This is a genomic window from Robertkochia aurantiaca (genome assembly GCF_020166495.1).
GTDB lineage: Bacteria > Bacteroidota > Bacteroidia > Flavobacteriales > Flavobacteriaceae > Robertkochia > Robertkochia aurantiaca.
Genome location: NZ_JAINZS010000004.1, coordinates 357,286 through 383,140, shown reverse-complemented (window position 1 = coordinate 383,140; position 25,855 = coordinate 357,286). Strand labels below are relative to the sequence as shown.

The window sequence follows — 25,855 nt, the reverse complement described above, 5'->3', positions numbered from 1 at the left end:
TATGGAAGCTACTGTTAATACACAGACAGAAGAAGAGAACGTGTGGGGCGGAGGTAATCAGCCTTTAGGAGCAAGCTATGGTAAGATGATGATGTGGTTCTTCATCGTATCTGATGCCTTGACCTTTTCCGGGTTTTTGGTTGCTTACGGCTTTTCACGCTATAAGTTTATCGATTCATGGCCAATTGCAGATGAAGTGTTTACTCACTTCCCGTTTCTGCACGGTGTGGAAGCACCGATGTACTATGTGGCCCTGATGACCTTCATCCTGATATTTTCATCGGTGACCATGGTACTTGCCGTTGATGCAGGACATCAGATGAAACAGAAAAAGGTAGCTTGGTATATGCTTTTTACCATCATCGGTGGTCTGGTATTCGTTGGCTCTCAGGCCTGGGAGTGGGCGACCTTTATCAGAGGTGATTATGGTGCAGTTGAACTGCGATCAGGTCGTATACTTCAATTTGTCGATGCTCAAACAGGTAAGCGTATCGCTCTGGATGAATTTGCCCAGCCAATAGAAGATGAGCGTGTGGTACACCTCGAGCGTAACGGAGTTTGGTATCAAAGCGGAGAAGGACTGCCCAGCTATACCGTTAACGAGATCAAAGCCGGTTTTATGGCAAATGAGAATGTTGTCGGACGTGCTGAAAAGCTCAATGAAGATGGAGAGAAGATCATGCTGTCAAGAGAAGAGACCGCAGAAAGACTGGAAAGTGCAGTGCACGTGGTAGAAGGTGCTAACCTTGTTCGTAATGAATACGGAAACCGTCTGTTTGCCGATTTCTTTTTCTTTATTACCGGTTTTCACGGATTTCACGTATTCTCAGGAGTGGTTATCAATGTGATCATTTTCTTTAATGTGATCCTCGGTACCTACGACCGCAGAAAGAATTATGAAATGGTTGAGAAAGTAGGTTTGTACTGGCACTTCGTTGACCTTGTGTGGGTATTCGTATTTACATTCTTCTATCTTGTTTAAAAAATAATAGCACAATAAAATGGCACACGCACACGAATCAAATACAAAAAGAATCTGGATCGTATTCGGAATTCTCTCGGTTGTAACCATCGTAGAGGTGATCCTGGGAATCATAAAGCCGGAATCACTGATGGCATCGGTTCTTGGAATGAAGATATTGAACTGGATATTCATCATTCTTACCATTGTAAAAGCTTACTATATCGCCTGGTCTTTCATGCACCTTGAAGGTGAGAGGGGAAGTTTCAAGTGGTCGATTGTTCTGCCACTGCTGATTCTGATTCCATACCTGGCTTTTATTCTTCTGGTAGAAGGGAATTATATTTACGACGTTTACTCTGAAAGCTTCGTAAGCTGGGATTTCTAAAAGAGACTAAATATCAATAAGGAAGGCGGTTATTAAACCGTCTTTTTTTATTTTTGTACCTGCTAAATTGCTTATGATGAAGAAATACCTGGTGCTGGCTGTTCTTTTCGTTTTACCTATCGTGGCTTATGTTTTTTTTGCCTCCGGTGTGAATAACTTCGGGAAGCTTCCTGTGGTTACTGAAGAGGTTGCTGAACTCGGTGAACACACCACCCTCGAAGGCAATGAAGGGGTTGCTCTTGGAAATAAGATTACCATCCTGGGATTCCTCGGTGAAAACCTCGATCTGAAGAAGACCAATGCCTTTAATCTGAATCAGAAGATATATAAGCGTTTCAATGGCTTCGAGGATTTTCAGTTTGTGATGGTCCTGCCTGAGGGCACCGAAGATAAAGCTGCCGCTTTAAAAATGGAGCTTGCACCCCTTGCCGATGTAGGTAACTGGAATTTCGTATTCGTTCAACCTTCAGAGATTCAACGAATCTTCAGCAGTCTGAACACTTCCTATGATCTCGGGGAAGACCTTGGTTCAGACAGGGTTTTTATAATCGATAAGGAACGCAGATTGCGTGGCAGAGTTCAGGACGAAGATCATGGTTTGCTGGCAGGATACGATGCTACCTCTGTGGCCGAGATCAATAATAAAATGGTCGATGACGTTAAAGTGATCCTTGCCGAATACAGGCTGGCTTTGAAAAAGAATAACATAAATGAAAGCAGTAAGCGTGATGCTTATTTGAAAATAAATCAAAACGATGAAAAATAAATCATACATATGGATCGGTCTGGTCATTCTAATCTTCGGAATTATTTTTATTCCAAAGATCGTAGACAGGCTTGGAAAAGGCGAAGTGGTCGATGATGACCGTCACCAGGTAGGCTTAAAGGATATTTCGGCCGATGATCTGGTAACCCTCGGTAGTGCCCCTGACTTTAAGTTTGTAAACCAGAGCGGAGACACCATCACCAATGAAGATTATAAAGACAAGGTCTATGTGGCTGAATTCTTTTTTACTTCTTGTCCGACCATCTGCCCGGTGATGAATAATAATATGGTCAAAGTGCAGAGGGCCTTTAAGGGAGAGGAGGATTTCGGAATCGTTTCCTTTACCATTGACCCTATCAACGATACCCCTGAGGTACTTCGGGATTACGCCGATCGCTATGGAATTGAATTATCTAACTGGAATATGCTAACCGGAGATCTGGAGGATATCATGGCGGTGTCTAATACCGGTTTTAACCTGTATGCCGGCGTTAACGCTAATGCCGATGGTGGTTTTGAGCATTCAGGTATGTTTGCCCTGATTGATAAGAACGGAAAGATCAGGTCGCGAAAAGACGAGTTTGGAAACCCCATAGTGTATTATGACGGGACAGATCCTGATTCTGTAGCCAAATTAAAGAAAGATATCAAAGCCTTACTCAACGAATAAAATCCTAAAGTAACGATGAACTCCCCGGCAGTAACCGAAAAGAAATATAACAGGTGGATCCTGGTTTTATCAATCGCTATACCTGTTGTTGTAGCTTTGCTTTTTGGCGTAAAAATCCCCAATGCTGAGCCCCTGACATTCCTGCCTCCAATCTATGCCGGAATAAATGGTCTTACGGCAGTCTTATTGGTAGTGGCGGTTGTTGCCATCAAAAACGGTAACCGCAATCTTCATGAGAACCTGATGAAGACCTGTATAGGTCTCTCGGTCGCTTTTCTTGTAATGTACGTGGCCTATCATATGACATCAGACTCCACACCTTATGGTGGGGAAGGGGTCATCAGATATGTGTATTACTTCATTCTGATCTCTCATATCCTGCTGTCGATTGGAGTGATTCCCCTGGTGTTGATCACCTTTGTGAGAGCCCTTACAGAGCGTTTCGACCGTCACCGGAAGATCGCACGTATCACTTTCCCTGTTTGGCTGTATGTGGCTGTAACAGGTGTGGTGGTATACCTTATGATCTCACCTTATTACGCCTGAAGATGAATAGGAAACTGGGCGCCATATTACTGTTATTATTGCTTCTGTTCATTCCTGAACCGGGTTGGTCTCAATGTGCCATGTGCCGGGCCGTGCTCGAAAGCGGCGAAAATCAGGAGGTGGCCGAGGGTATAAATAACGGAATCATATACCTGATGGCAGTGCCTTATATCCTGATAGGAGTGTTGGGTTATTTCATCTATAAAAAGATGCGTTAATCGGATTTCCGGTGCTGAATCTTTTCCTTTTACGGCTTTTAACAATTATTTCACATTAAAAGGGTAACATTTTCCCTTCTGGTTAGTCTTATGAATGGAGGTCGGTTACACGGCCTTATGAATTTATAGAGCCGTATCGTTTTCGATGCGGTAAGAAAACTAACCATCATGATTGAGATTAAGAACTTACACAAGTCCTACAAAATGGGGAGCAACTCCCTGCATGTTCTGAAGGGCATAAATTTTAGCGTGCAGGAAGGAGAGCTGGTTGCTATTATGGGGTCTTCCGGATCCGGAAAATCCACCCTCCTGAATATACTCGGAATGCTTGATAACTACGATGAGGGTGAATATACCCTTGATGGAGTACTTATCAAGGATTTGGGAGAAACCAAGGCCGCGAATTACCGGAACAAATTTCTCGGATTCATCTTTCAGTCTTTCAACCTGATCAATTATAAATCGGCCTGGGAGAATGTGGCCCTGCCTTTGTATTACCAGCGTGTTGGCCGTAAAGACCGGAAGACCAAGGCCGAAAAATACCTGGCTTCGGTCGGACTGAAAGAATGGTCAGACCACCTGCCAAGTGAGCTTTCCGGAGGACAAAAACAAAGGGTAGCCATTGCTAGAGCCATGGCAGCCGAGCCCAAAGTGTTGCTGGCTGATGAGCCAACAGGAGCCCTTGATAGTAAAACCTCACACGAGGTGATGGATCTGATTCAAAAGATCAACGATGAAGGGAAAACCATTTTGGTGGTGACCCACGAAGAGGATATAGCGCATATGTGCAAGCGTATCGTTCATTTAAAAGACGGGGTGATCGTTCGGGATGAAGTTGTTGAACAGGTAAGGGTTTCATCTTATGTTTAGCAGAGACCGCTGGCAGGAAATATTCGAAACCATCAGAAAGAATAAGCTGCGAACCTTTCTTTCCGGATTCACTGTTGCACTGGGTATTCTGATCTTTACCGCTCTCTTCGGAATGGGTAATGGTCTTAAAAATGCATTCTATGAGTTCTTCGTAGATGATGCGACCAACACCTTTTTTGTATACGCGGGAACTACATCAGAACCATACAGGGGTTTTAAGGCAGGCAGACGGGTTCAGTTTCGCAACGACGACATAGCTGATCTGAAGAAGGATTTCCCCATGTACGTTGATTATATAACCCCTCGTATTAACCGGAGTTTCCTTACCAAATATGGTACAGAGTCAAACACCTATTCCACCAGAGGGGTGGGGCCTGCACATCAGTTCAATGAAAAGACCATTATTATGAAAGGTCGTTACATCAATGAAAACGATGTGAAGACCCAGGCTAAATCTGTGGTGATAGGAAGGTTGGTTGAGAAAGACCTATTTCCAAACGGAGGGGATGCACTTGGAAAGTACATCGATCTGGGAGGTATAGCCTACAAAGTGGTGGGTGTATTTCAGGATGATGGGGGAGATAATGAAGAGCGCTACATTTACATACCGTATTCAACATTGCAGCTCACCGAACTGAATACAGACAAGATCGACCAGATAATAATCGGGTACAAACTCGAGGTTGGTTATGCCGGTGCCATGGCCTTCGATAAATCACTGAACCGCTATTTAAGAGATAAGCATAACGTAGCTCCTGATGACCGTAACGGGATATTCATCAGAAACATAGCCGATGTGGTGCAGCAGAACATGATGTTTGCCAATGTGATTCAGCTGGTGGTCATCTTTGTAGGGATCGGAACCCTGATCGCAGGTATCATCGGTATCAGCAATATCATGGTGTTCGTGGTAAAGGAGCGTACCAAGGAGCTAGGAATAAGAAAGGCGCTGGGAGCCACTCCCGGTAACGTGATCGGCCTGGTATTACAGGAGTCAATATTTATTACCACCATCGCCGGGTATATCGGATTAGTGCTGGGTATCGTGCTGCTTCGGCTGATCGGTAACAGCCTTGAAGATTATTTCATTGTAAACCCGTCGGTGGGAACAGGTACCCTGATCGGAGCCACCCTGATCCTGATTTTCTTTGGCGCTGTGGCCGGGTATGTACCCGCCAGAAGAGCTGCCAAAATCAAACCAATTGTAGCACTAAGAGACGACTGATATGTTTAGATTCATATTTGATAAAGATACATGGCAGGAGATCTGGGGATCTATCAGCAAGAACAAGATACGAACCGTAATTACGGTGATAGGGGTACTGTGGGGAATATTTGTCTATATAGCCCTTTCAGGAGCCGCTAAAGGAATGGATAACGGCTTTGATAAGGAGTTTAAGGATATTGCCAAGAATTCTATCTTTCTCTGGACACAGCGAACCAGTATTCCTTATGAAGGATTTAAGATCGGACGTACCTTCAACCTGAAGTTGAACGACGTGGAAGAGCTTAAACAAAAGCATCCGCAGATCGAATTCATAGCCCCGAGAAACGTGAAGGGGGTCTTTGGTGATGCTCCGCCTACTGTGGTTCGTAAAGATAAATCGGGTGCTTACTCGGTTTACGGTGATTTTCCGGAGGTAGACAAGATTTCAAAAAAGAAGATCTACGACGGCGGACGCTTTCTCAACGACGAAGACATCAGGAATGAACGCAAGGTAGTGGTCATCGGTGAACGGGTAGAGGAAGAGTTGTTCGGTAAGGATGAAGAGGCCGTGGGTCAGTTCATACGTATCAATAACATTTTTTTCCAGGTGATCGGGGTTTATAAGTATGAGGGAGGCGTCGGGTTTGAAGATGACGGCTCGATCTTTATGCCTTTCAGCACCTTCAGGAAAATATACAATATGGGAGATAATGTGGGATGGTTCGCCATCGCTGCCTACGATAATGTCGATATCGTTGCCCTGGAAGACCAGATTAAACAGACCGTTAAACGAATTCACCGGGTACATCCTGATGATGAAAGAGCGGTGGGAACCTTCAATCTCGGTGAGCAGTTCGGCCGGATCATGGGCTTTGCCAAGGGTCTGAACCTGTTGTCGCTCATCGTTGGTCTGGCAACCATCATTGCCGGGGTGATTGCGATCGGGAATATTCTCCTGATCTCGGTTAAGGAGAGAACCAAGGAGCTGGGTATCAGAAGGGCCCTGGGCGCCACTCCGAAGGAGGTGCGTTCACAGATATTGCTCGAATCGGTTTTCCTGACTATCGTAGCAGGGATTATCGGGATCATTTTGGGTGCGCTGGTGCTTATGGGTATCAATGCCTCCCTCCCGGAAGACGGTGGTTTCCCCTATACGAATCCCACCGTTCCCATACCTTTCGTGATCGGAGCTTTACTGATCATGGTGGTACTCGGGACGCTCATCGGGCTGATACCGGCCCAAAGGGCGGTGAGCATTAAACCCATAGATGCCCTGAGAGAAGAATAGCATATTATTTAAACAGTCATACTATCAACTAATATCTAAATTAAAACTGATGAAAATTGTAAAGTACATAGGAATTGCACTGCTGGTGATCGGAGCGTTGGTTGCAGCTGCGTTTTTTGTGAAATCTAATGCCAAGTCACCCGTAACATATGAGACCGAGACGGCTTTCAGAACCGATATCGAAGATAAAACCGTCGCTACCGGAAAACTCATTCCGGAAGACGAGGTTCTTATCAAACCTCAGATATCAGGTATTATCGATAAGATCATGGTAGAAGAAGGGGACAAGGTGAAAACCGGTGACCTGATCGCCAGGATCAAAGTGGTGCCTAACGAACAGGCACTGGTGAGTGCCCGCGGACGTGTGCGTAATGCCGAGTTCGCATTGAAGAATGCTCAAACCGAATTCGAGCGTAATAAAAAATTGTTTGACAGGGGCGTTGTTTCCAACCAGGATTTCCTGAACATACAGCTGACCTATAATCAGGCAAAGCAAGAGCTCGAGAATGCTAAAAACGACTACCAGATCATAAAGGAAGGTTCTGCTGGCGGTACTTCAACTGCGAATACCAATATTCGGGCTACCATTGCGGGGACCATTCTTGAAATACCTGTTAAAGAAGGTTTTCAGGTGATCCAGGCGAATAACTTTAACGACGGAACCACTGTTGCGACTATCGCAGACATGAACCGTATGATCTTTGAGGGGCAGGTAGACGAATCTGAAGTTGGGAAACTGAGACTGGGAATGCCGCTTACCATTAGTCTGGGAGCTGTTCAGGACAAAGAACTTGAAGCAGATCTGAAATTCATCGCTCCTAAAGGGGTGGAAGAGCAGGGTGCCGTACAGTTTACCATCAAGGGAGATGTGAACGTGGCCGAAGCAGACAGCATACAGGTAAGAGCCGGTTACAGTGCCAATGCTTCCCTGGTACTCGAAAAGAAAGAGCAGGTGCTGGCTATTAAAGAAGCCTTACTGCAGTTTGATAAGGATTCAGACGAACCCTATGTGGAAGTACAGGTGGGAGACCAGGAATTTGAAAGAAGAGATGTTGAGATCGGTATCTCAGATGGAATCAATGTTGAAATATTATCCGGGATAGATGAGAATGATAAAATAAAGGTGTGGAATAAGACCGAGCCGGAAAAACGTGATACAGACGAAGATGATGCGTAAGGAATTGACTAATATCAGAAACAAGATGTACATGAAACGTATAATTCTATCGGCTACCCTTCTCTGTTCTGTTTTTGCAGGATTTTCCCAGGAAAAGAAATGGACCCTTCAAGAATGTGTGGAGTATGCCGTTGAAAACAATATTACGGTAGAACAATTTGAACTGGATCTGGAAAACGCCAAGATCGACCGTTTAGATGCGATCGGTAATTTTGTACCCACGCTTAACCTGAGCTCGACCTTGAGTGCCAATACAGGTTTGACGGCAGACCCGACCACGAATACCTTTATAAATCAAACCATTACATCTATTTCCGGAAATGTAAACTCCGGACTTACGGTATTCGACGGACTTCGAAATGTACACCAATTGAACAGAGCCAAGATGAATGAGGTGGCGAGCACCTATCGTCTGGAAGGAATGAAAGACGACATCAGGCTGAATGTTGCTAATAATTACCTGCAGGTATTGTCTAACAGGGAGCGATTAAATGTGCTGAAGGCTCAGCTGGAAGTCTCACGACAGGATTTACTGCGAACCCAGGAGCTGGTTGAAAACGGTGTTTTACCGGAAGGTGACCTGCTGGAGATCAAAGCTACCGTAGCCAACCAGGAGCAACAGATCGTTGCAGCCGAAAATGATGTGATCCTCTCTCGCATTGCCCTTGCTCAATTATTGCAAATAACCGATTATGAGAATTTTGACGTGGTCGATGAAGGATATGTAATACCTGATTCAGATATTCTTGCCTACACTCCGGATCAGATATTTGCTAAGTCACTTGAGGTGATCAACAACGTAAAGCTTTCTGAGGCCAATGTTGATTTGGCTGAACAGGATCTGAAGATTGCCCGCGGTGCCAGATGGCCCACCTTAGACGCCTTTTTGAATTATCAGACAAGGTTTGCAGATAATTCACCTTTTCCGTTTGTTGATCAGTTATGGGTCTTCGATGGTATTTCTTACGGGTTGAGGCTGAACATACCGATATTAAGCAACTTCAGGGTAAGCAACAATATCAAACGAAATAAGATCAATTTAGAACGTACTCAGCTGCAGTTTGAGCAGGATAAGCTGGACCTTGAGGCTAATGTGAACCAGGCATATGCCGATGTTCGTGGTTCTCTCAAGGCATATGAAGCAGCCGAAACAGCTGTTGAAGCCAGAAGACTGTCATACGCTTATGCCAAGGATCGTTATGATGTCGGTCTGATGAATTCGTTTGACTTCAGCCAGGCACAGGCGCGTCTTGACAACGCTGAAGCAGAATTGATCAGAACCAAATACAATTATATTTTCCGTCTGAAAGTACTCGAGTTTTATTTCGGTATTCCGTTAGGGGAAATCTAATTATGCTGCTACCTTTGCCGTATGGCTTTGATCTTAAATCTGGAAACGGCAACGACCAACTGCTCTGTAAGCATAGGTCAAGACGGCAAGTGCATCGCACAAAAGGAATTTAACGGAAAAGGTTTCACTCATGCAGAGAATCTGCATGTATTTATAGAAGAAGTCATTAAGATGGCATCGGTCAGTCTCGAACAGATCGATGCCATTGCCGTTAGTATGGGTCCGGGCTCATATACCGGCCTTCGCATAGGTGTTTCTGCAGCCAAGGGTCTCTGTTTTGCCCTGAATAAGCCGCTCATCGCCTTGCCGACGCTCGAGATACTGGCCCGGTCAATACAGGTTGATAATGGCCATATTTTGCCGTTGATCGATGCCAGGCGAATGGAGGTGTATTCAGCTGTTTTCGATGCTCATTATGAAACCAAACGGGAGACACGTGCCGAAATTCTGGAGTCCGGCCTCTATGATGAATGGATGAAAGATCAGCCGCTGCACATTCTGGGTAGCGGTGCCGAAAAGGCAAAAGAGATGATCGTACATGACAAGGCCGTATTTCATGCATCGAAAGAGGTTCCTTCGGCTACTGATATGTGCCTGCCTGCAGAATTAAAATGGCAGAAAAACGAACTGGAAGACGTTGCCTACTTCGAGCCCTACTACCTGAAAGATTTTGTGGTGACCAAACCGAAGAAAAAGGTTTAGCCCTTTTTTCTTATTTCTACCTGGTGAGGGTATGGTATCTCGATGCCGGCCTTATCCAGAGCTTCTTTTATGGCTTCAATACATGCAAAACGAACGCCCCAGTAATCTTTAGCTTCTGTCCAGGGTCGTACCACGAAGTTTACCGAACTGTCGGCGAGTTCTGATACAGCTACCGTTGGAGCCGGTTCCTTCAGGGTGCCGGGTTGATTTTGAACGGCTTCGAGCATTACCTCGCGGGTTCTTTTCAGGTCTGAGGCATAGGCCACTCCAATCACAAGGTCTATTCGCAATGTTCCTTTTTTGGTGTAATTGATAATGTTACCGTTTGAAAGAGGACCGTTTGGTATGACGATGGTTTTATTTTCAGGTGAGACGAGTATAGTGTTAAAGATCTGAACCTCCTCTACCGTGCCAAGTTCCCCTTGTGCTTCTATGAGATCGCCGACTTCGAAGGGTTTGAAGATCATGATCAGTGCTCCGCCTGCCACATTTGCCAGTGATCCCTGCAGAGCCAGTCCGACACCCAGTCCGGCGGCGGCTATCAATGCAGCGAAAGAGGTGGTTTCTACTCCCAGGGTTCCCAGAACGACCAGGATAAGTAAAACGGTAAGACCCCATTTCAGCAAATTCAGCAGGAATTTACTGAGACTGGGGTCATAATCTTTCTTGCTTAAAACCTTGTCAAGAGTCTTGACCAGCCTTTTGACTACCCAACTGCCAATGATCCAGATGGCAAGTGCCAGTAAGATCTTGGGCCCGTAGAAGATGACCGCATCTATGGCGGTTTCCATCCAATTGTTTACTTCCATGTCTGAGAGATTTAATGTTCAAACCATGGTATAAGAAGGATAGTCTCAGATGGAGATAAGCGGGCTATTCTTGTTTGTGAATTTCGACCTGATGAGGGTATGGTATTTCGATATCGTTAGCATCGAATCGAAGTTTGATCTCTTCCATCACAAACCATCTGGCGTCCCAGAAGTTTTCATTGGTAGCCCAGTAACGCAGTTCGAGGTTTACAGAACTGTTAGCCAATTCGGCGACCATAACCTGTGGTTCCGGCTTTTTATCTATTTTATCACAGTCTGCGGCAATCTGAAGAAGAATTTCTTTTGCTTTCTTGATATCGCTGTCGTAACCGATCCCCGCTGTTATTTTTTCTCTCCGGGTGGGTTCGGCGCTGTAATTTATGATGTTATCGTTTGAAAGGTTGCCGTTTGGTATAATCACCAACTGGTTTCCAAAGGTATTCAGCTTGGTGTTTACGATACCGATCTCTTTCACCGTTCCGGAATTCCCCTGAGCTTCTATAAAATCACCTACTTTAAAGGGTTTGAAGATCAGGATGAGAACGCCTCCGGCAAAGTTCGAAAGCGAGCCCTGCAGTGCCAGGCCGATGGCAAGACCTGCAGCAGCAATAACAGCTGCGAATGAAGTGGTTTCGATTCCCAGTGTTCCGAGAATGGCGAGGATCAAAAGAATCTTTAGCGCCCAGCCTACCAGATTATGCAGAAATCCTCTGAGACTGACATCGTATTCCCGTTTCTGCATGAAACGATCGAAAATTTTAACAATTCTTGAAATTACCCAGAGACCGACCAGCCATATGACAATAGCGGCAATGATCTTCGGACCATACTCCATGACCAGTTCGATTCCCTGATTGATCCACTTATCTGTTTCCATAGTAGTTATCCTTTTTTTTGATCTATTGCTAAAAATAAGAAATTCTATAGAGGAAGAATTACTTCCTGTGTGATGAATTCGTTTAAATGAGAGTTTTATCTGTGTTCTGGTTTTTGCAGTTCGGGTATCTGCCGGTAAACTTCCTCAACCTCACTAACCGGTAATTTGCAATGATTTTCCAGACAAAGATGGATTTGCGTTTGTTCCTTTTCCTGTCTGCCTTTAAACAGCGGTAGTGATGAAGGCGTAGCGCTGGCCGCGATGATCTTGGAAGGCAGGTATCTGCTGTTTATCTCACGGGCCTTTTCAAGAGCGTTTTTTCCGGTAACCACAATCTCGTAGAACGGCTGGGTCATCTTCAACTGGAGTCTTAACCAGTTCCCGTGACTGTAAGGGTAGGTGATCATTTCGTTTTCCATCACCTGTAACATGCGAACTGCCATATTTCGAAATTTTTCATGGTCATAAAATCTTGACAGTTCGAAAAGATTGTGCGCCATTACCGAATTGGACGCGGGAATGACATTGTCGCTTTTCTCAAGCGTTTTACTGACCACCGTTGGGCTGCTCTTATCGGTAAAAAAGAAAAGTCCGCTGCGATCATCCATGAAGTTGTCGATCACATAAAGGGTTAAACTCCTAGCTTCAGAAAGCCACGCCTCCTGTTGGGTGGTTTCGTAGAGATTTATGAATGCCTGTATGACAAAAGCATAATCTTCAAGAAATCCTTTGATGGCAGACTTCCCGGCTTTGAAGGTATGCCAGAGAGAGCCCTCTGCAGTGAGTTGGTATGACCGTATAAATGAAGCGGCGGCCAGGGCGGTTTCAATATATTCTTTTTTACCAAATACCTTATAGGCATCGGTAAAGGCTGTTATCGCCATGGCATTCCACGAAGTAAGGCTTTTGTCGTCAAGCTGGGGACGAGGTCGCTTATTTCGATATTGAAGAAGCCGGGCTTTGGCTTTTTTGAGACTTGACCGAAGGTCAGCTGCACTCATGCCTGTTGATGCTGCCAGGTCGTCATCGTTCTGATCTCTTATCGGTACGTACTGACCGTCTTCCCAATAACCAAACTCATCAATATGAAAGGCCCTGCTGAAAAGAGGATATTCGTCACCCAGCAGTTCTGTCAACTCCTCTTTTGTCCAGGTATAATAGGCACCCTCTTTAGAATTTCCGTTCGCGTCAAGACTGTCTGCATCGAGTGCGGAGTAAAATATATGTTCCTCTGAAGCCAGCTCCCGTTGCATGAAATCGCAGATTTCCATGACGATCTTTTCATACCACGGATCAGGATCATGCGCATATGCTTTGGCATACAAACTTACGAGTTGCGCATTATCGTACAGCATTTTTTCAAAGTGCGGTACATGCCATTTTTCATCAACTGAATAACGTGCAAAGCCTCCTGCCAGATGATCATATATTCCTCCAAACGACATTTTGTAAAGCGTTTTTTTGAGATATTCTTCGTGATCCTTCCGGTTGAAATAAAAGTTGTGGGTTAGTAAAAACTCCAGATTCACCGGCATCATGAATTTCGGAGCACCCTTTCTGCCGCCCCATTTCAGATCCCAGTCAGGTTTCCACTTCATGAGTGCTTCAGTGGGTAAGGCGGGATTCAGCGATTCGTTTTGCCCGGTTTCGGGTACAGCCAGGCTCACTTCTGAAATACCTTTACTGAGCTTATCTGCATATTCGTGAACCTTGGCGGGGTCATTTTGAAGGAGATCACTCAGTTGTGAGAGTACCTTTACCCATCTGTCTGCAGGGACATATGTGGCGCCCCAGAAAGGCCTTCCGTCAGGAAGAGCAACTACATTGAGTGGCCAGCCTCCGCTTCCGGTCATTATCTGAAGAGCGGTCATGTAGATCTGGTCAACATCAGGTCTCTCTTCACGATCCACCTTGATATTGATGAAATGCTCGTTCATCACCCGGGCTACCGATTCATCTTCGAAACACTCGTGCTCCATCACATGGCACCAGTGACAAGCGGCATATCCGATACTGATAAGCATTGGCTTGTTGGTCTTTTTTGCCAGTTCAAGCGTCTCCTCATTCCACGGATGCCAGTCTACCGGGTTATTGGCATGATGTAAAAGATATGTGCTGCTCTCGTATTGTAGTTTGTTTGCCATAATAAAAAACGCCCTTTGATAGCAAAGGACGCCTTATAAGGTACAAAAAAGTTATGCTATTTCGAAGGTTACCTTCGCATTAACACGATAGCTCACGATCTTCCCATTCTCTACCGAAGCACTTTGTTCTTTGATATAAATGGACTTGATGTTTTTAACGGTCGATGAAGCTTTGTCAAGTGCTTTTTGTGCCGCATCTTCCCAGCTCTTGTCAGAGTTTGCCAATAATTCGATAACTTTTAATACTGCCATAATGATATTTTGGTTTTTTGGTTAATTAATCGGTTCTCTATTAAATATAAGTAAAATACCATCCCTATTAAAATTAAACTACTGAAAATCAGCTACTAACGATAAGATGTCAAAATGATGTAATATTTTGGTAACCTTTATTTAACTTTACTTTTGAGTACATAACAGACTTTTGCTGTCTATTAAAAGCTTTTATGGAGCAACTATATATTTTTATGCTTGTCGCTCTCTTCGTATTGGCAATAGCCGATCTCGTAGTGGGGGTAAGCAATGACGCGGTTAATTTTCTGAATTCGGCAGTGGGGTCAAAGGTGGCTTCACTTCGTACCATTTTGATAATTGCCAGTATTGGGGTAGCGGTAGGAGCCGTGTTTTCATCCGGTTTAATGGAGGTGGCCCGTAAAGGTATTTTCATGCCCGGAGAATTTTACTTCGATGAGATCATGATCATCTTCGTCTGTGTGATGATCACTGATATACTATTGCTGGATCTCTTTAATTCCCTGGCTTTGCCAACTTCAACAACGGTATCTATCGTATTCGAATTATTGGGAGCATCGGTTGCTGTCGCAGTCATTAAGATTCTTTCTGCAGAGGGTAGCCTGAGTGAAATTTCGAACTTTATTAACGGAGCTAAGGCAGCAGAGATCATTCTTGGAATCCTGTTGTCTGTGGTTATAGCCTTTACCATAGGTGCGCTGGTACAGTGGGTATCGCGTATGTTGTTTTCTTTTCAGTTTGAAAAGCGTATCAAATACGTGGGAGCTCTTTTTGGAGGTCTCGCCATTTCTTCGATTACCTATTTCATATTGATCAAGGGTATCAAAGGGGTATCTTTCATTCCTGATAATTTTTCTGATTACGTACAAAGCAATACCCTGATCATTTCAGTAATATCGTTCGTACTGTTTACGGCCTTATCACAGATCATCATTTCTTTTACCAAATGGGATCTCCTGAAACTGATCATCCTGATCGGAACTTTCGCGCTTGCACTGGCTTTTGCCGGGAATGACCTGGTGAACTTTATCGGGGTGCCTATCGCGGCTTTTCAGTCATATGATCTATGGCACAACGCCTATGAGGCTTCGGGAGTGCTACCTTCTGAATTTGCGATGAGTGGCCTTAGCGGTAAGGTGGAGACCCCGGGATATATGCTGGTGGCTGCCGGCCTGGTGATGGTTGTGACCCTTTGGCTTTCTAAGAAGGCCCGTTCGGTCATGTATACCGAGATCAACCTGGCCAGAAGTGGCGACGCTACTGAGAAATTCCAGCCTAATTTTCTCTCGAGAATGATCGTGCGGGGATCGGTAAACCTGAATGCCGGTCTTAGAATGATTCTTCCGCGAAGTGTTAGAAAATCGATATCCAGGAATTTCGACAAGGAGAAGGCGAAAAAATATAAAGGAAAAGATGAGCCTGCCTTTGATATGGTAAGAGCCGCCGTAAACCTTATGGTGGCAAGTATTCTAATCTCGGTGGCTACTTCGATGAAGTTGCCGCTTTCTACCACCTATGTTTCATTCATGGTGGCAATGGGTACCTCCCTGGCCGACAAGGCGTGGGGAAGAGAGAGCGCTGTATACAGGGTGGCAGGAGTTTTTAATGTGATAGGGGGGTGGTTTGTAACCGCATTAGTGGCTTTTAGTGCAGCGGCCCTTTTTGCTACGGCTATTTACTTCGGAAGGGGTATTGCCCTGATCGTCCTGCTTATCGTAGCGGTACTGTTGCTGGTCAGAAGCTTTCTCAGTTACCAGAAAGCCGAAAAGGCGAAAAAGGCACAGGAAAAGATCGATCGTACATCACTCATTACGATCAATGAAATCATTTCTGAAAGTTCAGATAATATCTCAAAGGTGATCGGAAGGGTGAACGCCATTTATTCAGACGTGATCGATAACCTTGGGCTTCAGGATCTCAATAAGCTCAAAAAATCTAAAAAGAGCCTTAAAAAACTGGAAGAGGAAGTAGATGAGCTCAAAAGTGAGATTTTCTATTTTATCAAATCCCTGGATGATGAATCGGTGGCTGCCAGTAAGTTTTATATACTTATCCTGGATTATCTCCAGGATATGGTGCAGTCGATCGGATATATCGCCAAGAACAGTTATTCGCATGTAAACAATAATCACCGCAACCTGAAGTTTAACCAGATCAGGGACCTCAAACGTATAGATGATCAGTTACAGTCGATGTTCGATACGGTAAAAGCTGATTTTGATAAAGAGAGCTTTGAGAATATTGCAGATATCATCGAACAGGAGAAAGAACTGCTTGATAATGTTTCTGCCCTGATCCAGAAACAGATCGAGCGTATTCGCAGTACTGAAACGAGTCCGAAGAATACCAAACTGTATTTCAGTCTTCTGTTGGAAACCAAAGATCTGATTACAGCTTCTATTAACCTGTTGTCATTATTCAAGGAGTTTCACGACGATTTCAAAATGATAAAGAACAGGAACTAGTCACAAACAAACAGGCCTAAAATAAAGAAGCCTCGCAATCAGCGAGGCTTCTTTATGTTTGTGGTATGATGAGTTACCTGGTTTTATTAACCATTGATGGCAACCACCTCATTAACCTTATCATGCATCATGCTCTTCAGCATGGTCTCAATTCCGTTCTTAAGGGTAAAGGTTGAAGAGGGACATCCGCTGCAGGCACCCTGCAGTATCACCTTCACCGTCTTGTTTTCGCTGTCATAAGACTCGAATAAAATATTTCCACCATCGCTGGCAACAGCGGGTTTTACATATTCCTCCAGTATGGCCACGATCTCTTTTGAAGTATCGTCAAGACTTTCAAACCTGGCATCCTGCTGTGCCTTTCCATTGGTTTTCTGAGAACCGGAAGCCGGATTTGAAGAAAGAGCTTCCTCATTGACAATATCCTTGCCTTCCTCGAGGTATGCTTTCAAATATTCTCTGATCTCCATCGCAACCTCATTCCATTCGATGACGTCGTATTTGATGATCGATACATAATTCTCATCGATGAACACCTCTTTGACGAATGGGAAATGAAAGAGTCCGCTTGCCAGGGGAGCATCTTTGGCTTCTTCAATGTTCTTGAATTCGTAGGGAGCAAGAACCAGTTTTTTGTTGCAAACAAACTTCATGGCCGCCGGATTAGGGGTGCTTTCGGCATATACGGTCACCGGAACCTTCCCCTGGGCATCTTCATTGTCGTTGATCACTGCCTGGCCGGATTCCAGGTAATTCTGTATTTGCTCAGCTACTTCCTCCTGAACTTCATCCCAGCTTACAATGTCAAATTTCTCAATAGCTACAAAATTTCCTGAGATATATACCGTTTTAACGAACGGAAGATAGAATAATTGAGTAGCCAGGGGTGACGACTTGGCTTCGTCGATATTTTTGAACTCGTAATTTTTCTTACGGGTGATGAACTTATTGGCCTCGAACTTTACAATGGCCGGCCTGTTGGTAGGCTGTATTTTAATTTCAATCTTTTCCATTTCATCTATTTTCCGGCAAAATTACGAAAACCTAAGTGATCTATGGTTATATTTACGCAAGCCGCATACCTGATATGAGACTCACTATGAATGATTTTAACCGGTGCTTTTTCCTGATATGTTCGCTGTTATCTATGATCGCAGCCAGTGCTCAGGAAGGAATACCTGTATATTTCGATTACCTTTCTGACAACTATTACCTTATCCATCCATCCATGGCCGGTGCAGGACAGTCCGGAAAGGCACGGCTTACGGCTCGTAAACAATGGTTTGACGTAGAAAGAGCGCCAAGCTTACAAACTTTGAATGCTCATTTGAGGGTTGGAGAGAAAAGCGGGGTAGGTGCTATTTTATTCAATGATCGCAATGGGTACCATTCACAAACAGGAATGAAGCTTACCTATGCCCATCATCTCATGTTTTCACGGAACCCGGTCGATCTGGACCAGCTTTCATTTGGTTTAAGTGTCGGCTTTATTCAAAGCAGGCTTGATGAATCTGAATTTCAGTCGGTCATTCCCGACCCTGTGATCACCGGTACAGCCACGAATGTCACCTATTTCAACATCGATGTGGGAGCCTCTTACCACCTCTTCGAATTCTATGCTCATGCTACCATTAAAAATCTCTTGGGAAGTGGCAGAGACCTGTATTCGGCTCAGGAATTCGATAACCTGAGGAGATATCTTTTTTCTGTTGGTTATGTGTTTGGAAAATCGCTCTGGCAGTTTGAACCTTCGGTCATGCTTCAATATGCAGAATTTACCCAGGAAACAGCAGTAGATGTTAATGCCAAGGTCTACCGGAATATGGATTTTGGCCGGATCTGGGGAGGTCTTTCATTCAGACAAAGCTTCGACGGAGCTCAATATATACTTGACGGAACAACCCGGGACCAGCGGTTGCAACTGTTAACCCCCATAGTGGGAGTGAACGTTAATAATTTCATGTTCTCATATAATTATTCTTATCAGGCGGGCGACGTGCGTTTCGATAACGGAGGCTTTCACCAGATCACCCTGGGTTACGATTTCCTTAAAGGGAAGGAGCCTTATGACTGTAATTGTCCCGCAGTTAACTATTAAACAAATCATATGCTGATCAAAACAGTAAACGGTAAAACTCCCGAATACGGAGAGGATTGTTTTTTCGCTGACAATGCCACCCTTATCGGGGAGGTGAAGATGGGAGACCAGTGCAGTGTCTGGTTCAATGCAGTAGTCAGGGGAGATGTACATTATATAGCTATCGGCGACAGGGTCAATATACAGGACGGTGCGGTGATTCACTGTACTTACCGCAAATCTCCGGTTAATATCGGTAACGATGTCTCAATAGGTCATAACGCCATTGTTCATGGCTGTACCATACATGACAATGTGCTGATCGGGATGGGAAGCATCGTGATGGACGACTGTGTGGTTGAAAGCAACGCTATAGTCGCGGCCGGAGCCGTGGTGACCCAGAATACCCGCGTAGAATCGGGATTCATCTATGCCGGGGTGCCTGCCCGGAAGATCAAACCGGTAAGTGATGACCTGAGTAAAGGCGAAATTCAGAGAATAGCAAGCAATTACATTCATTACGCCTCCTGGTTTCGGGAGTAGACCTGGGCACTGCATACCCAATCTGTGTTTTCTTCTTGTTTAAAAAGTCTATTTTTGTGGTACCAAAATAATCAAGAAATGAAAGCATATGTTTTTCCCGGTCAGGGAGCTCAATTTACAGGAATGGGGAAAGATCTGTTCGATAAGTCTCCTGAAGCCATGAAACTTTTTCATGAAGCTAACGAAATTCTTGGGTTTCCCATAACCGAGATCATGTTCGAAGGAAGTGCTGATGATCTGAAGGAAACCAAAGTAACCCAACCGGCCATATTTCTTCATTCGGTCATTCTTAGTAAGGTGATGGGTGATTCTTTCAAACCTGATATGGTGGCGGGTCATTCGCTGGGTGAATTTTCTGCCTTGGTGGCCAATGGCACTCTGAAATTTGAAGACGGATTACGACTTGTTTCCAGAAGAGCCCTGGCGATGCAAAAGGCTTGTGAGCTAAAACCCAGCACGATGGCAGCGGTTCTTGGGCTGGAAGATCAGGTGGTGGAACAGGTTTGTGAAGATACCGAAGGAATTGTGGTTCCCGCTAATTATAACTGTCCCGGACAACTCGTGATCTCCGGTGAGATCGATGCTGTTAACCTGGCTTGTGAGGCGCTCAAGGAAAAAGGTGCGCGACGCGCTTTGGTTTTACCGGTTGGTGGTGCTTTTCACTCTCCGCTTATGGAACCTGCCAGAGAAGATCTGGCCAGAGCAATCGAAGAAACTAAATTCTCTAAACCGATCTGTGCCGTTTACCAGAATGTGAGCACTAAAGCAGAAACCGATCCGGAACGTATTAAAGAAAATCTGATTTCTCAACTTACAGCTCCGGTAAAGTGGACACAAAGCGTGCAGCAGATGCTTTCAGATGGTGCCCGGAGTTTTATTGAAGTAGGTCCCGGTAAGGTGCTTCAGGGCCTGGTGAAAAAGATCGACCGAAGTGCAGAGGTAGCCTCTGCTGAGGTATGAATCGTTTTTTGAGGGTTAACAAATATTAACATTTCAGCGTTAAAGTTTCAAAATTGAAAGATATATGATTCTGATAATCAGTACATTACATCGAACCGATAAATTTAAACTCATGTTACGCTGGACAATTATTTTTCTGATCGTGGCTGTTGTAGCTGCTGTTTTTGGTTTTGGCGGAATAGCCGGAGCTGCAGCAGGTATAGCCAAGATCTTATTTTATGTTTTTATCGCTCTGTTTCTAATTACTCTTGCAGGCAGATTGATCCGGAGGTAAAAGACAAATTACTAACCCTTAAATATTTAAATTATGAAACGTATATTTTTAGCGCTGATATTTATTTTTTCACTTTCTGTTATGAACGTTAGCTGCCGTGAAAATCCTGAAAGCGCAGGTGAACAAGTTGAAGAAGCTGCTGAAGAGACCGGTGAAGCGGTTGAAGAAGGAGCTGAGGAAGTTGAAGAAGAAGTTGAAGAAATGGGCGACGGAGATGATGCCTGATCGGATTATCTTCAAAAGCTTATAATAAAAAAGAACCCGCAATAGCGGGTTCTTTTTTATTATGCTTTGATAACACATTCTTCACAATCCTTCACCTTTCCGTAATAGGTGCCCCTGTATTTATGCAGGGTCATGTAGGGAATCATTCCTAAAATGGCTTTTCTAATATAGGTTACCCTGACATTAATACTTCCCATCTTAGGTGAATATCGTTTTTCGTATCGGGTTTTTCGCTGGATTTTGATAAGAGACATAACATGTATTTGTAGACAAAGTAACACAATATATCACTTGTAGTCAAATAGTTATATTTGATGATGATCTAAGATTATTTTCGATATGAGTGTGATAAGGTGCTCCCTGCAACCTTTTGCTATACTTTGAAACATCACAATTTTCTCCGGATGAATCCATGCCTAAGGTCTTGTGGTTTTAAGTGTTAACCTCATGCTGAGGTGCCTTTGATCTATTCCCGACTACAATGTAAATCAGACGCTATAGGTTTTATCTATAATAGCGGTTAAAAACCGAAATATTTTTTTCGATTAAGTGCGAAGGCTGGGTATATTGGCTATCCCATATTTAATGCCGCCTTAATTACATTGTCATAAACTAAATATCTGATAATTAATAGTTTTTGTAAATTTAAGGAAGCGATAATCGCTTTGATTTCAGGTCTGTTCCTGTCAAAACATTAAAAACATAGAGATGAGACTCAGAATACTAATAGTGCTGACCATGATGGTTGCTGTTTTTGGTTGTAAAGAAACCGAAAAGGAAACAAGCCCTGTAGCTGAAAAACCTGACTATATGGATACAGAACACAACAGTAAAAATGCACTTGACTGGGCGGGTACCTACCACGGAACCCTGCCATGTGCCGATTGCGAAGGTATAAGAACAGAGATTGTTTTATCTGATGATGGAACCTTTATAAAAAGGAATCGTTACCTGGGAAAGAGCGGGGAAATTGAAAAATCCGAAGGCTCTTTTCAATGGAATGAGAGCAATCAGAAGATCACTTTGACCATTGATGGCCGAAATGAAGAGTCTTATTTTGTGGGTGAGAATGTGTTGTTCAAACTCGACTCAGAAGGGAACCGGATCGAGGGGGACCTTGCATCGAATTACGCTTTGAAAAAGGCACAAGGTATAAATGAAAGGCGCTGGGTGCTTTTTGAGTTAAAGGGAAAAGTCATAGAAAGGTTTGATAATGCACGCAAACAACCTCACCTTGTTTTTCTGGAAGATGGACGGCTTGTGGGAAGTGATGGTTGCAACCGTATGAACGGTTCATATGAGCTGTTGGAGGGAAATCGCCTGAATATCTCTAAGATGGCTACAACCATGATGGCTTGCCCGGATGGCACGTACCCGAAAGAATTCGCTCCCATGCTTGAAACTCTTGATAATTATACCGTCAACGGAGATACCCTGTCACTTAGCCGTGCCCGAATGGCACCACTGGCCAGGTTCAGGGCTGAGTTTTTCGAATAGCTCAGGATTATTTTTATTACAGCTAAGGCTGAACACAGCTTTGTTCACCCGGAATGGCTGCGACCAGGACAGGTGTCTGTTATTACCATAAGGTGGTGCGGATTCAATTTTAAGGAGGTTACAGTGCTGTGATAGCAATATGGATTAATCTTCGAAGAAAGGCCTCATTTCCTCACTGATCTTTTCCCGTAGTGATTTTAATTTCCGGGCATATTCTGCCAGTTTCTTTTCTCTTTCGTTTTCGGGAATCCATTCTTTGACCGGCACGGGTTTGCCATCTGCGTCAACCGAAACAAAAACGATCACGCAATGCGTCTTTTTTTCGTGGCGCTCATCATCAAAGTCTTTCGAATAAACGTCGACGGCAATATGGATACTCGTTTTACCTGTATAGATCACATAGGCATCTACTTTTACAACGTCGCCTATATTAATAGGCTTGTAAAAGCGAATACCACCCACATATACCGTCACACAATAAGTACCTGCCCAGTTGCGTGCACAGGTATATGCTGTTTGATCGATCCATTTCATTACCGAACCACCGTGTACCTTACCCCCGAAATTAACGTCTGTGGGTTCGCTGATGAATTGAAATGAGATATGTCCCTTGCTGTCCATAATATGGAATTTAGTCTTATGAAAATAGTGCCTTAAAACGAAGGATCCTGGTCCTTTGCGAATAAAGATACTTAATTAAAGTTCGCCGGGTTTTTGAGGGGTTCTTTTTTCGTTTCTCAAAGCGAAAAGGCAAGCTAAAAATAACCAAAGGTCACCGGCCGCCACATTAAGACGCTGAACCAAACCACCGATGGGTTCGTAGATGATCGATTTGTTCATGGCCAGATAAAAGAACATTATCCATAATGCAGTAAAGGCAAGAAAGCCGACACAACCCAGGGTAAAGGCCGAAAGGCGCAAGACGGTGGGATGACCCTTAAAATACCAAAGACCATATAGCAAGGCAGACAAGACCATGCTAAGAGTAGCGATAAATGCACCGAGCAAGTGCAGTGTCATCTGAAAGGTATCGGTTTCCATATTACAACCCGGAGGACAAGGGAAAAGGCCAATTATTATATATCCGATACCACCTGTGATCAGGTAAATCGATGACATTTGAATTCCGGGTTTCAGAAAGTAACTTTTTAAACCGATCCCTCCCAGAATGATGAAAATACCCACAAGAATAAGGCTGAAGAAGTTTATCAGGCCTGCACCGGGAGCTCCTTCTGCACTGAGTTCACTTATGAAATCTGATGTATGACTATATTGAGGGCGATACCAGCCGATTCCATAAACAAAGCTGTTTCTGAGAATCACCGCAACTATACCGAGGTACAGAAAAAGTTTGGTTTTTTTACTCATACAGTAGATATTAACAGGTTGCTTAAAATGGGGGCAGCCCTGTAAAATTTTTTAAATATCAGTTTTGTTGGCTATCATCTTTCTCAGGATTACCAGCTGCCCCAGATGGTAATGGGTGTGCTCGAGAAAACCCTGAATGTTTCTGAAATAGCTTCCGTATTTATCGTCAGTAAAGGATTCCTGCCAACGGTTTTCCGGCAGGTTTTCTATCAGGTCTGCAAATTGCTCTGCTTCTTTAAAGATCTGTTTCATGAAATCCTGCCACTCCCTTTCTGTATTGAAAGGGGTTGCTTTGAAACTTTCAGCATCACTTCCCTTGAGGGGGGCTCCCTGGAGCACCTTTAGCTGTATCCTCAGGTAATAATGCAAGTGGTAGACCAGCACAGCGATGGTATTAAGGTTCTCAATCCTGGTGGTAGCTTCTTTAAGGCTGAGCTCCTCAGTGATCTCCTTCAGGCTGCTTGCGGTCCAGTTGCCACCGAAATACACCTGCCTGATGTGACTGGCGAACTGTACAGATAATTTCATCTTTCCCGGTCGTTTATCGCTTTTTGTTGAACTCAAGCCCGTAAACCCTGAGCGTCTCCACCTTCCCGTCATCTCCAAGATTGAAGGTAAACGGCACTTTATTGTTCAGCATATTGTTCTTATTCGAAATAAAGGTATTAAAATGCAGATGATCCATTTCAAAATTATATAGGTCATTCGAGGTGATGGTTAAGGAATCTTCTACGGCGTCAACCCGCATCTCCCCATACATCTTATGCACGTAGATACCTTCGTATGCCTTAAGTTCGAGTGAAGGAGAGGAATTTTCAATACGATTTTTTTCAAGCATATCTCCAAATTCAGATTCTTCCTTTCCTGATGGTTCGTAGAGTGCAAATATCTCTTTGTGCCAGTCGGTGCTGTCGTCATCGAATACAAACAGGTCGATAGCCTTAAAGAGAACGGCATGTCTCAGCTCTGCATGATCCATATTACCGAAAACGTAGACGGCAAGATCTTTGTCACGTACCAGTCCCGCCAATGCGATAAGGCCGGTGATGCTGCCTGTGTGGTAGTCGACCTTCAGGCCTTTGTAATCCTGCTGAAACCATGCAAGGCCATAGGTGGTCCAGTTCGGGTTCGTAAGTTCCCGGGTCGGATAAAATTCTTTTTCAGGGATAATGGTTTGTGGTTCAAAGAGCTTATCAAAGGTCTGACTCCTGACAATGGTATCGCCATTATAGATCCCGTCCTGATCCAGAAATTTGAGGTAATTCGTCATATCGTGAATACTGGACCAGATCATACCTGCGGCTCCGACCTGGTCTTTTAGCATATAAATGTCTTTTACCGGACCTTGCTTTCCCGGAGAATAGGGAGTCACCCGGTTCTCTATCTTCATGATATCTGCAGAAACAGCCTTGGTGTCTGTCATCTCGAGCGGAATGAACAGTTTCTCCCTGAGAAATTCGGTCCAGTGGGAACCACTTACAGACCCGATCACTTCACCGGCGATGGCATACATCATGTTGTTGTACTGAAAGCCTCCCCTTACAGGGTATACTTTAGGAGCGTGTTGAAATCTCTCTATGGTTTTTTCGGTCGATACGCTGTCGATGATCCAAAGCAGATCGGCCGGTTGGATACCCAGGTTGTGGGTCAGAAGATCCTGTATTCTTGCCTCCTCGGTGATATATGGGTCAGAGAGCCTGAAAGAGGGCAGATGCTTCCTTACAGGGTCTTCCCAACTGAGCTTACCCTCATCTGCAAGCATTCCAAGGCCAATGGCTATCATGGCTTTGGTCGTCGAACCCAGGGTAAAGAGAGTATGTTCATCTACAGGAGTCTTATCTGCGATATTTCGAACCCCATATGTTTCATAGAAAATCGTTTCGCCCTCGTGAACAACCGATACGGCGAAACCGGGAATGTTCCAGTCTTCTATGCCTTGCCTGATCATTTGATCGAGTTTCTTTTGATGGTCGTTCTGTGATTGGAGTTGGTGTGAGCCGAAGATCACAATAAGGGCAAGGATTAAAAGTCTGTCGATATTCATCATACAAAGGCGGATGGTTAATTATGATTTCAGATTTTGATCATGACCCGAAGGCAGATACCGGAGTCGCACAGACCCTCATGGTATCTCTAATCGTCTCCATAGTGGTTGTTCCTAAAGATTTTATTTGGTATCCTGAAATCAAGATAGTGAAAATCATGCAAATAGGGTGAGGT

Annotated in this window: 30 protein-coding genes; 20 read left to right on the top strand and 10 right to left on the bottom strand. The window is 44.2% G+C overall.

The window, feature by feature from the left end; translation table 11 throughout:
* Window position 1 precedes the first annotated feature (1 nt).
* The 12 genes from K7R10_RS07570 to tsaB all read left to right on the top strand — a co-directional run bounded on the left by K7R10_RS07570 (window position 2) and on the right by tsaB (window position 10,144).
* Window positions 2-982: a cytochrome c oxidase subunit 3 gene (locus K7R10_RS07570; RefSeq protein WP_224484074.1), complete on the top strand. Its 981-nt coding sequence runs from the start codon at window positions 2-4 to the stop codon at window positions 980-982.
* A gap of 19 nt (window positions 983-1,001) precedes the next feature.
* Entirely contained in the window at window positions 1,002-1,349 is a 348-nt protein-coding gene (locus tag K7R10_RS07565) for a cytochrome C oxidase subunit IV family protein (RefSeq protein ID WP_224484073.1), read from the top strand.
* A gap of 73 nt (window positions 1,350-1,422) precedes the next feature.
* Entirely contained in the window at window positions 1,423-2,115 is a 693-nt protein-coding gene (locus K7R10_RS07560) for a hypothetical protein (RefSeq protein ID WP_370631304.1), read from the top strand.
* Window positions 2,105-2,785, top strand: coding sequence for an SCO family protein (locus K7R10_RS07555; RefSeq protein WP_224484072.1), 681 nt, complete (start codon window positions 2,105-2,107; stop codon window positions 2,783-2,785). Before K7R10_RS07560 ends, K7R10_RS07555 begins: the two co-directional genes overlap by 11 nt.
* 15 nt (window positions 2,786-2,800) lie before the next feature.
* Window positions 2,801-3,331: a DUF420 domain-containing protein gene (locus K7R10_RS07550; protein ID WP_224484071.1), complete on the top strand. Its 531-nt coding sequence runs from the start codon at window positions 2,801-2,803 to the stop codon at window positions 3,329-3,331.
* A 2-nt stretch (window positions 3,332-3,333) separates the two neighbouring features.
* Window positions 3,334-3,549 (top strand): CAMCR motif-containing small membrane protein, encoded by a 216-nt coding sequence (locus K7R10_RS07545; RefSeq protein WP_224484070.1) that lies wholly within the window; start codon window positions 3,334-3,336, stop codon window positions 3,547-3,549.
* A 168-nt stretch (window positions 3,550-3,717) separates the two neighbouring features.
* Complete coding sequence (locus K7R10_RS07540) at window positions 3,718-4,419, top strand: ABC transporter ATP-binding protein (protein WP_224484069.1); 702 nt, start codon at window positions 3,718-3,720, stop codon at window positions 4,417-4,419.
* Window positions 4,412-5,644 carry an ABC transporter permease gene (locus K7R10_RS07535; RefSeq protein ID WP_224484068.1) on the top strand — a complete coding sequence of 411 codons (1,233 nt, stop codon included), beginning with the start codon at window positions 4,412-4,414 and terminating at the stop codon, window positions 5,642-5,644. The genes K7R10_RS07540 and K7R10_RS07535 overlap by 8 nt, the downstream gene beginning before the upstream one ends.
* 1 nt (window position 5,645) lies before the next feature.
* Window positions 5,646-6,914 carry an ABC transporter permease gene (locus tag K7R10_RS07530; protein WP_224484067.1) on the top strand — a complete coding sequence of 423 codons (1,269 nt, stop codon included), beginning with the start codon at window positions 5,646-5,648 and terminating at the stop codon, window positions 6,912-6,914.
* A 46-nt stretch (window positions 6,915-6,960) separates the two neighbouring features.
* Window positions 6,961-8,091: an efflux RND transporter periplasmic adaptor subunit gene (locus K7R10_RS07525; protein ID WP_224484318.1), complete on the top strand. Its 1,131-nt coding sequence runs from the start codon at window positions 6,961-6,963 to the stop codon at window positions 8,089-8,091.
* 31 nt (window positions 8,092-8,122) lie between these two features.
* Window positions 8,123-9,442 carry a TolC family protein gene (locus K7R10_RS07520; protein WP_224484066.1) on the top strand — a complete coding sequence of 440 codons (1,320 nt, stop codon included), beginning with the start codon at window positions 8,123-8,125 and terminating at the stop codon, window positions 9,440-9,442.
* Between the two features lie 21 nt (window positions 9,443-9,463).
* Entirely contained in the window at window positions 9,464-10,144 is a 681-nt protein-coding gene (gene tsaB, locus K7R10_RS07515) for a tRNA (adenosine(37)-N6)-threonylcarbamoyltransferase complex dimerization subunit type 1 TsaB (RefSeq protein WP_224484065.1), read from the top strand.
* On the opposite strand, the gene K7R10_RS07510 is transcribed toward tsaB, so the two are convergent.
* The 4 genes from K7R10_RS07510 to K7R10_RS07495 form a co-directional block, all read right to left on the bottom strand.
* Window positions 10,141-10,953, bottom strand: a complete 813-nt coding sequence (locus tag K7R10_RS07510; RefSeq protein ID WP_224484064.1) for a mechanosensitive ion channel family protein — start codon at window positions 10,951-10,953, stop codon at window positions 10,141-10,143. The two genes, tsaB and K7R10_RS07510, sit on opposite strands and share 4 nt — an antisense overlap.
* 64 nt (window positions 10,954-11,017) lie before the next feature.
* Window positions 11,018-11,830, bottom strand: a complete 813-nt coding sequence (locus K7R10_RS07505) for a mechanosensitive ion channel family protein (RefSeq protein WP_224484063.1) — start codon at window positions 11,828-11,830, stop codon at window positions 11,018-11,020.
* Window positions 11,831-11,925: 95 nt separating this feature from the next.
* Entirely contained in the window at window positions 11,926-13,974 is a 2,049-nt protein-coding gene (locus K7R10_RS07500; RefSeq protein ID WP_224484062.1) for a thioredoxin domain-containing protein, read from the bottom strand.
* 51 nt (window positions 13,975-14,025) lie between these two features.
* Window positions 14,026-14,226, bottom strand: coding sequence for a dodecin family protein (locus K7R10_RS07495; RefSeq protein ID WP_224484061.1), 201 nt, complete (start codon window positions 14,224-14,226; stop codon window positions 14,026-14,028).
* Window positions 14,227-14,420: 194 nt separating this feature from the next.
* On the opposite strand from K7R10_RS07495, the gene K7R10_RS07490 reads away from it, so the two are divergent.
* Window positions 14,421-16,691 (top strand): inorganic phosphate transporter, encoded by a 2,271-nt coding sequence (locus K7R10_RS07490; RefSeq protein WP_224484060.1) that lies wholly within the window; start codon window positions 14,421-14,423, stop codon window positions 16,689-16,691.
* 86 nt (window positions 16,692-16,777) lie between these two features.
* Here the strand turns inward: K7R10_RS07490 and K7R10_RS07485 are convergent, their stop codons facing one another.
* A complete protein-coding gene (locus tag K7R10_RS07485) occupies window positions 16,778-17,704 on the bottom strand; it encodes a NifU family protein (protein ID WP_224484059.1) in 927 nt (308 codons plus the stop codon).
* Window positions 17,705-17,778: 74 nt separating this feature from the next.
* Between K7R10_RS07485 and K7R10_RS07480 the strand changes: the two genes are divergently transcribed.
* From K7R10_RS07480 to K7R10_RS07460, 5 genes are all read left to right on the top strand, one after another.
* Window positions 17,779-18,789: a PorP/SprF family type IX secretion system membrane protein gene (locus K7R10_RS07480; RefSeq protein WP_224484058.1), complete on the top strand. Its 1,011-nt coding sequence runs from the start codon at window positions 17,779-17,781 to the stop codon at window positions 18,787-18,789.
* 9 nt (window positions 18,790-18,798) lie between these two features.
* A complete protein-coding gene (locus tag K7R10_RS07475; protein WP_224484057.1) occupies window positions 18,799-19,311 on the top strand; it encodes a gamma carbonic anhydrase family protein in 513 nt (170 codons plus the stop codon).
* A 78-nt stretch (window positions 19,312-19,389) separates the two neighbouring features.
* Window positions 19,390-20,271, top strand: a complete 882-nt coding sequence (gene fabD, locus K7R10_RS07470; protein ID WP_224484056.1) for an ACP S-malonyltransferase — start codon at window positions 19,390-19,392, stop codon at window positions 20,269-20,271.
* Between the two features lie 112 nt (window positions 20,272-20,383).
* Window positions 20,384-20,545: a DUF1328 domain-containing protein gene (locus tag K7R10_RS07465; protein WP_224484055.1), complete on the top strand. Its 162-nt coding sequence runs from the start codon at window positions 20,384-20,386 to the stop codon at window positions 20,543-20,545.
* A 33-nt stretch (window positions 20,546-20,578) separates the two neighbouring features.
* Complete coding sequence (locus K7R10_RS07460; RefSeq protein ID WP_224484054.1) at window positions 20,579-20,770, top strand: hypothetical protein; 192 nt, start codon at window positions 20,579-20,581, stop codon at window positions 20,768-20,770.
* A 59-nt stretch (window positions 20,771-20,829) separates the two neighbouring features.
* On the opposite strand, the gene K7R10_RS07455 is transcribed toward K7R10_RS07460, so the two are convergent.
* A complete protein-coding gene (locus K7R10_RS07455) occupies window positions 20,830-21,024 on the bottom strand; it encodes a hypothetical protein (RefSeq protein WP_224484053.1) in 195 nt (64 codons plus the stop codon).
* A gap of 454 nt (window positions 21,025-21,478) precedes the next feature.
* Between K7R10_RS07455 and K7R10_RS07450 the strand changes: the two genes are divergently transcribed.
* Window positions 21,479-22,267, top strand: a complete 789-nt coding sequence (locus tag K7R10_RS07450) for a copper resistance protein NlpE N-terminal domain-containing protein (RefSeq protein WP_224484052.1) — start codon at window positions 21,479-21,481, stop codon at window positions 22,265-22,267.
* 144 nt (window positions 22,268-22,411) lie between these two features.
* Here the strand turns inward: K7R10_RS07450 and K7R10_RS07445 are convergent, their stop codons facing one another.
* From K7R10_RS07445 to K7R10_RS07430, 4 genes are all read right to left on the bottom strand, one after another.
* Window positions 22,412-22,888 (bottom strand): acyl-CoA thioesterase, encoded by a 477-nt coding sequence (locus K7R10_RS07445; protein ID WP_224484051.1) that lies wholly within the window; start codon window positions 22,886-22,888, stop codon window positions 22,412-22,414.
* 75 nt (window positions 22,889-22,963) lie between these two features.
* Entirely contained in the window at window positions 22,964-23,635 is a 672-nt protein-coding gene (locus K7R10_RS07440; RefSeq protein ID WP_224484050.1) for a DUF998 domain-containing protein, read from the bottom strand.
* A gap of 51 nt (window positions 23,636-23,686) precedes the next feature.
* The gene (locus K7R10_RS07435) at window positions 23,687-24,163 is read right to left on the bottom strand and encodes a DinB family protein (protein WP_224484049.1); all 477 of its coding nucleotides are present in this window, start codon (window positions 24,161-24,163) and stop codon (window positions 23,687-23,689) included.
* Between the two features lie 13 nt (window positions 24,164-24,176).
* Window positions 24,177-25,682, bottom strand: coding sequence for a serine hydrolase (locus K7R10_RS07430; RefSeq protein WP_224484048.1), 1,506 nt, complete (start codon window positions 25,680-25,682; stop codon window positions 24,177-24,179).
* 20 nt (window positions 25,683-25,702) lie between these two features.
* Here K7R10_RS07430 and K7R10_RS07425 point away from each other — a divergent pair, with 20 nt between their 5' ends.
* Window positions 25,703-25,852 carry a hypothetical protein gene (locus tag K7R10_RS07425; RefSeq protein WP_224484047.1) on the top strand — a complete coding sequence of 50 codons (150 nt, stop codon included), beginning with the start codon at window positions 25,703-25,705 and terminating at the stop codon, window positions 25,850-25,852.
* The last annotated feature ends 3 nt before the right edge of the window (window positions 25,853-25,855 follow it).

What these genes read in the sequence shown, in the direction of transcription:
- K7R10_RS07570 (WP_224484074.1), top strand. Translation starts at nt 2, where the DNA reads ATGGAAGCTACTGTTAATACACAGACAGAAGAAGAGAACGTGTGGGGC.
- K7R10_RS07565 (WP_224484073.1), top strand. Translation starts at nt 1,002, where the DNA reads ATGGCACACGCACACGAATCAAATACAAAAAGAATCTGGATCGTATTC.
- K7R10_RS07560 (WP_370631304.1), top strand. Translation starts at nt 1,423, where the DNA reads ATGATGAAGAAATACCTGGTGCTGGCTGTTCTTTTCGTTTTACCTATC.
- K7R10_RS07555 (WP_224484072.1), top strand. Translation starts at nt 2,105, where the DNA reads ATGAAAAATAAATCATACATATGGATCGGTCTGGTCATTCTAATCTTC.
- K7R10_RS07550 (WP_224484071.1), top strand. Translation starts at nt 2,801, where the DNA reads ATGAACTCCCCGGCAGTAACCGAAAAGAAATATAACAGGTGGATCCTG.
- K7R10_RS07545 (WP_224484070.1), top strand. Translation starts at nt 3,334, where the DNA reads ATGAATAGGAAACTGGGCGCCATATTACTGTTATTATTGCTTCTGTTC.
- K7R10_RS07540 (WP_224484069.1), top strand. Translation starts at nt 3,718, where the DNA reads ATGATTGAGATTAAGAACTTACACAAGTCCTACAAAATGGGGAGCAAC.
- K7R10_RS07535 (WP_224484068.1), top strand. Translation starts at nt 4,412, where the DNA reads ATGTTTAGCAGAGACCGCTGGCAGGAAATATTCGAAACCATCAGAAAG.
- K7R10_RS07530 (WP_224484067.1), top strand. Translation starts at nt 5,646, where the DNA reads ATGTTTAGATTCATATTTGATAAAGATACATGGCAGGAGATCTGGGGA.
- K7R10_RS07520 (WP_224484066.1), top strand. Translation starts at nt 8,123, where the DNA reads ATGAAACGTATAATTCTATCGGCTACCCTTCTCTGTTCTGTTTTTGCA.
- tsaB (WP_224484065.1), top strand. Translation starts at nt 9,464, where the DNA reads ATGGCTTTGATCTTAAATCTGGAAACGGCAACGACCAACTGCTCTGTA.
- K7R10_RS07510 (WP_224484064.1), bottom strand. Translation starts at nt 10,953, where the DNA reads ATGGAAGTAAACAATTGGATGGAAACCGCCATAGATGCGGTCATCTTC.
- K7R10_RS07505 (WP_224484063.1), bottom strand. Translation starts at nt 11,830, where the DNA reads ATGGAAACAGATAAGTGGATCAATCAGGGAATCGAACTGGTCATGGAG.
- K7R10_RS07500 (WP_224484062.1), bottom strand. Translation starts at nt 13,974, where the DNA reads ATGGCAAACAAACTACAATACGAGAGCAGCACATATCTTTTACATCAT.
- K7R10_RS07495 (WP_224484061.1), bottom strand. Translation starts at nt 14,226, where the DNA reads ATGGCAGTATTAAAAGTTATCGAATTATTGGCAAACTCTGACAAGAGC.
- K7R10_RS07490 (WP_224484060.1), top strand. Translation starts at nt 14,421, where the DNA reads ATGGAGCAACTATATATTTTTATGCTTGTCGCTCTCTTCGTATTGGCA.
- K7R10_RS07485 (WP_224484059.1), bottom strand. Translation starts at nt 17,704, where the DNA reads ATGGAAAAGATTGAAATTAAAATACAGCCTACCAACAGGCCGGCCATT.
- K7R10_RS07480 (WP_224484058.1), top strand. Translation starts at nt 17,779, where the DNA reads ATGAGACTCACTATGAATGATTTTAACCGGTGCTTTTTCCTGATATGT.
- K7R10_RS07475 (WP_224484057.1), top strand. Translation starts at nt 18,799, where the DNA reads ATGCTGATCAAAACAGTAAACGGTAAAACTCCCGAATACGGAGAGGAT.
- fabD (WP_224484056.1), top strand. Translation starts at nt 19,390, where the DNA reads ATGAAAGCATATGTTTTTCCCGGTCAGGGAGCTCAATTTACAGGAATG.
- K7R10_RS07465 (WP_224484055.1), top strand. Translation starts at nt 20,384, where the DNA reads ATGTTACGCTGGACAATTATTTTTCTGATCGTGGCTGTTGTAGCTGCT.
- K7R10_RS07460 (WP_224484054.1), top strand. Translation starts at nt 20,579, where the DNA reads ATGAAACGTATATTTTTAGCGCTGATATTTATTTTTTCACTTTCTGTT.
- K7R10_RS07455 (WP_224484053.1), bottom strand. Translation starts at nt 21,024, where the DNA reads ATGTCTCTTATCAAAATCCAGCGAAAAACCCGATACGAAAAACGATAT.
- K7R10_RS07450 (WP_224484052.1), top strand. Translation starts at nt 21,479, where the DNA reads ATGAGACTCAGAATACTAATAGTGCTGACCATGATGGTTGCTGTTTTT.
- K7R10_RS07445 (WP_224484051.1), bottom strand. Translation starts at nt 22,888, where the DNA reads ATGGACAGCAAGGGACATATCTCATTTCAATTCATCAGCGAACCCACA.
- K7R10_RS07440 (WP_224484050.1), bottom strand. Translation starts at nt 23,635, where the DNA reads ATGAGTAAAAAAACCAAACTTTTTCTGTACCTCGGTATAGTTGCGGTG.
- K7R10_RS07435 (WP_224484049.1), bottom strand. Translation starts at nt 24,163, where the DNA reads ATGAAATTATCTGTACAGTTCGCCAGTCACATCAGGCAGGTGTATTTC.
- K7R10_RS07430 (WP_224484048.1), bottom strand. Translation starts at nt 25,682, where the DNA reads ATGATGAATATCGACAGACTTTTAATCCTTGCCCTTATTGTGATCTTC.
- K7R10_RS07425 (WP_224484047.1), top strand. Translation starts at nt 25,703, where the DNA reads ATGATTTCAGATTTTGATCATGACCCGAAGGCAGATACCGGAGTCGCA.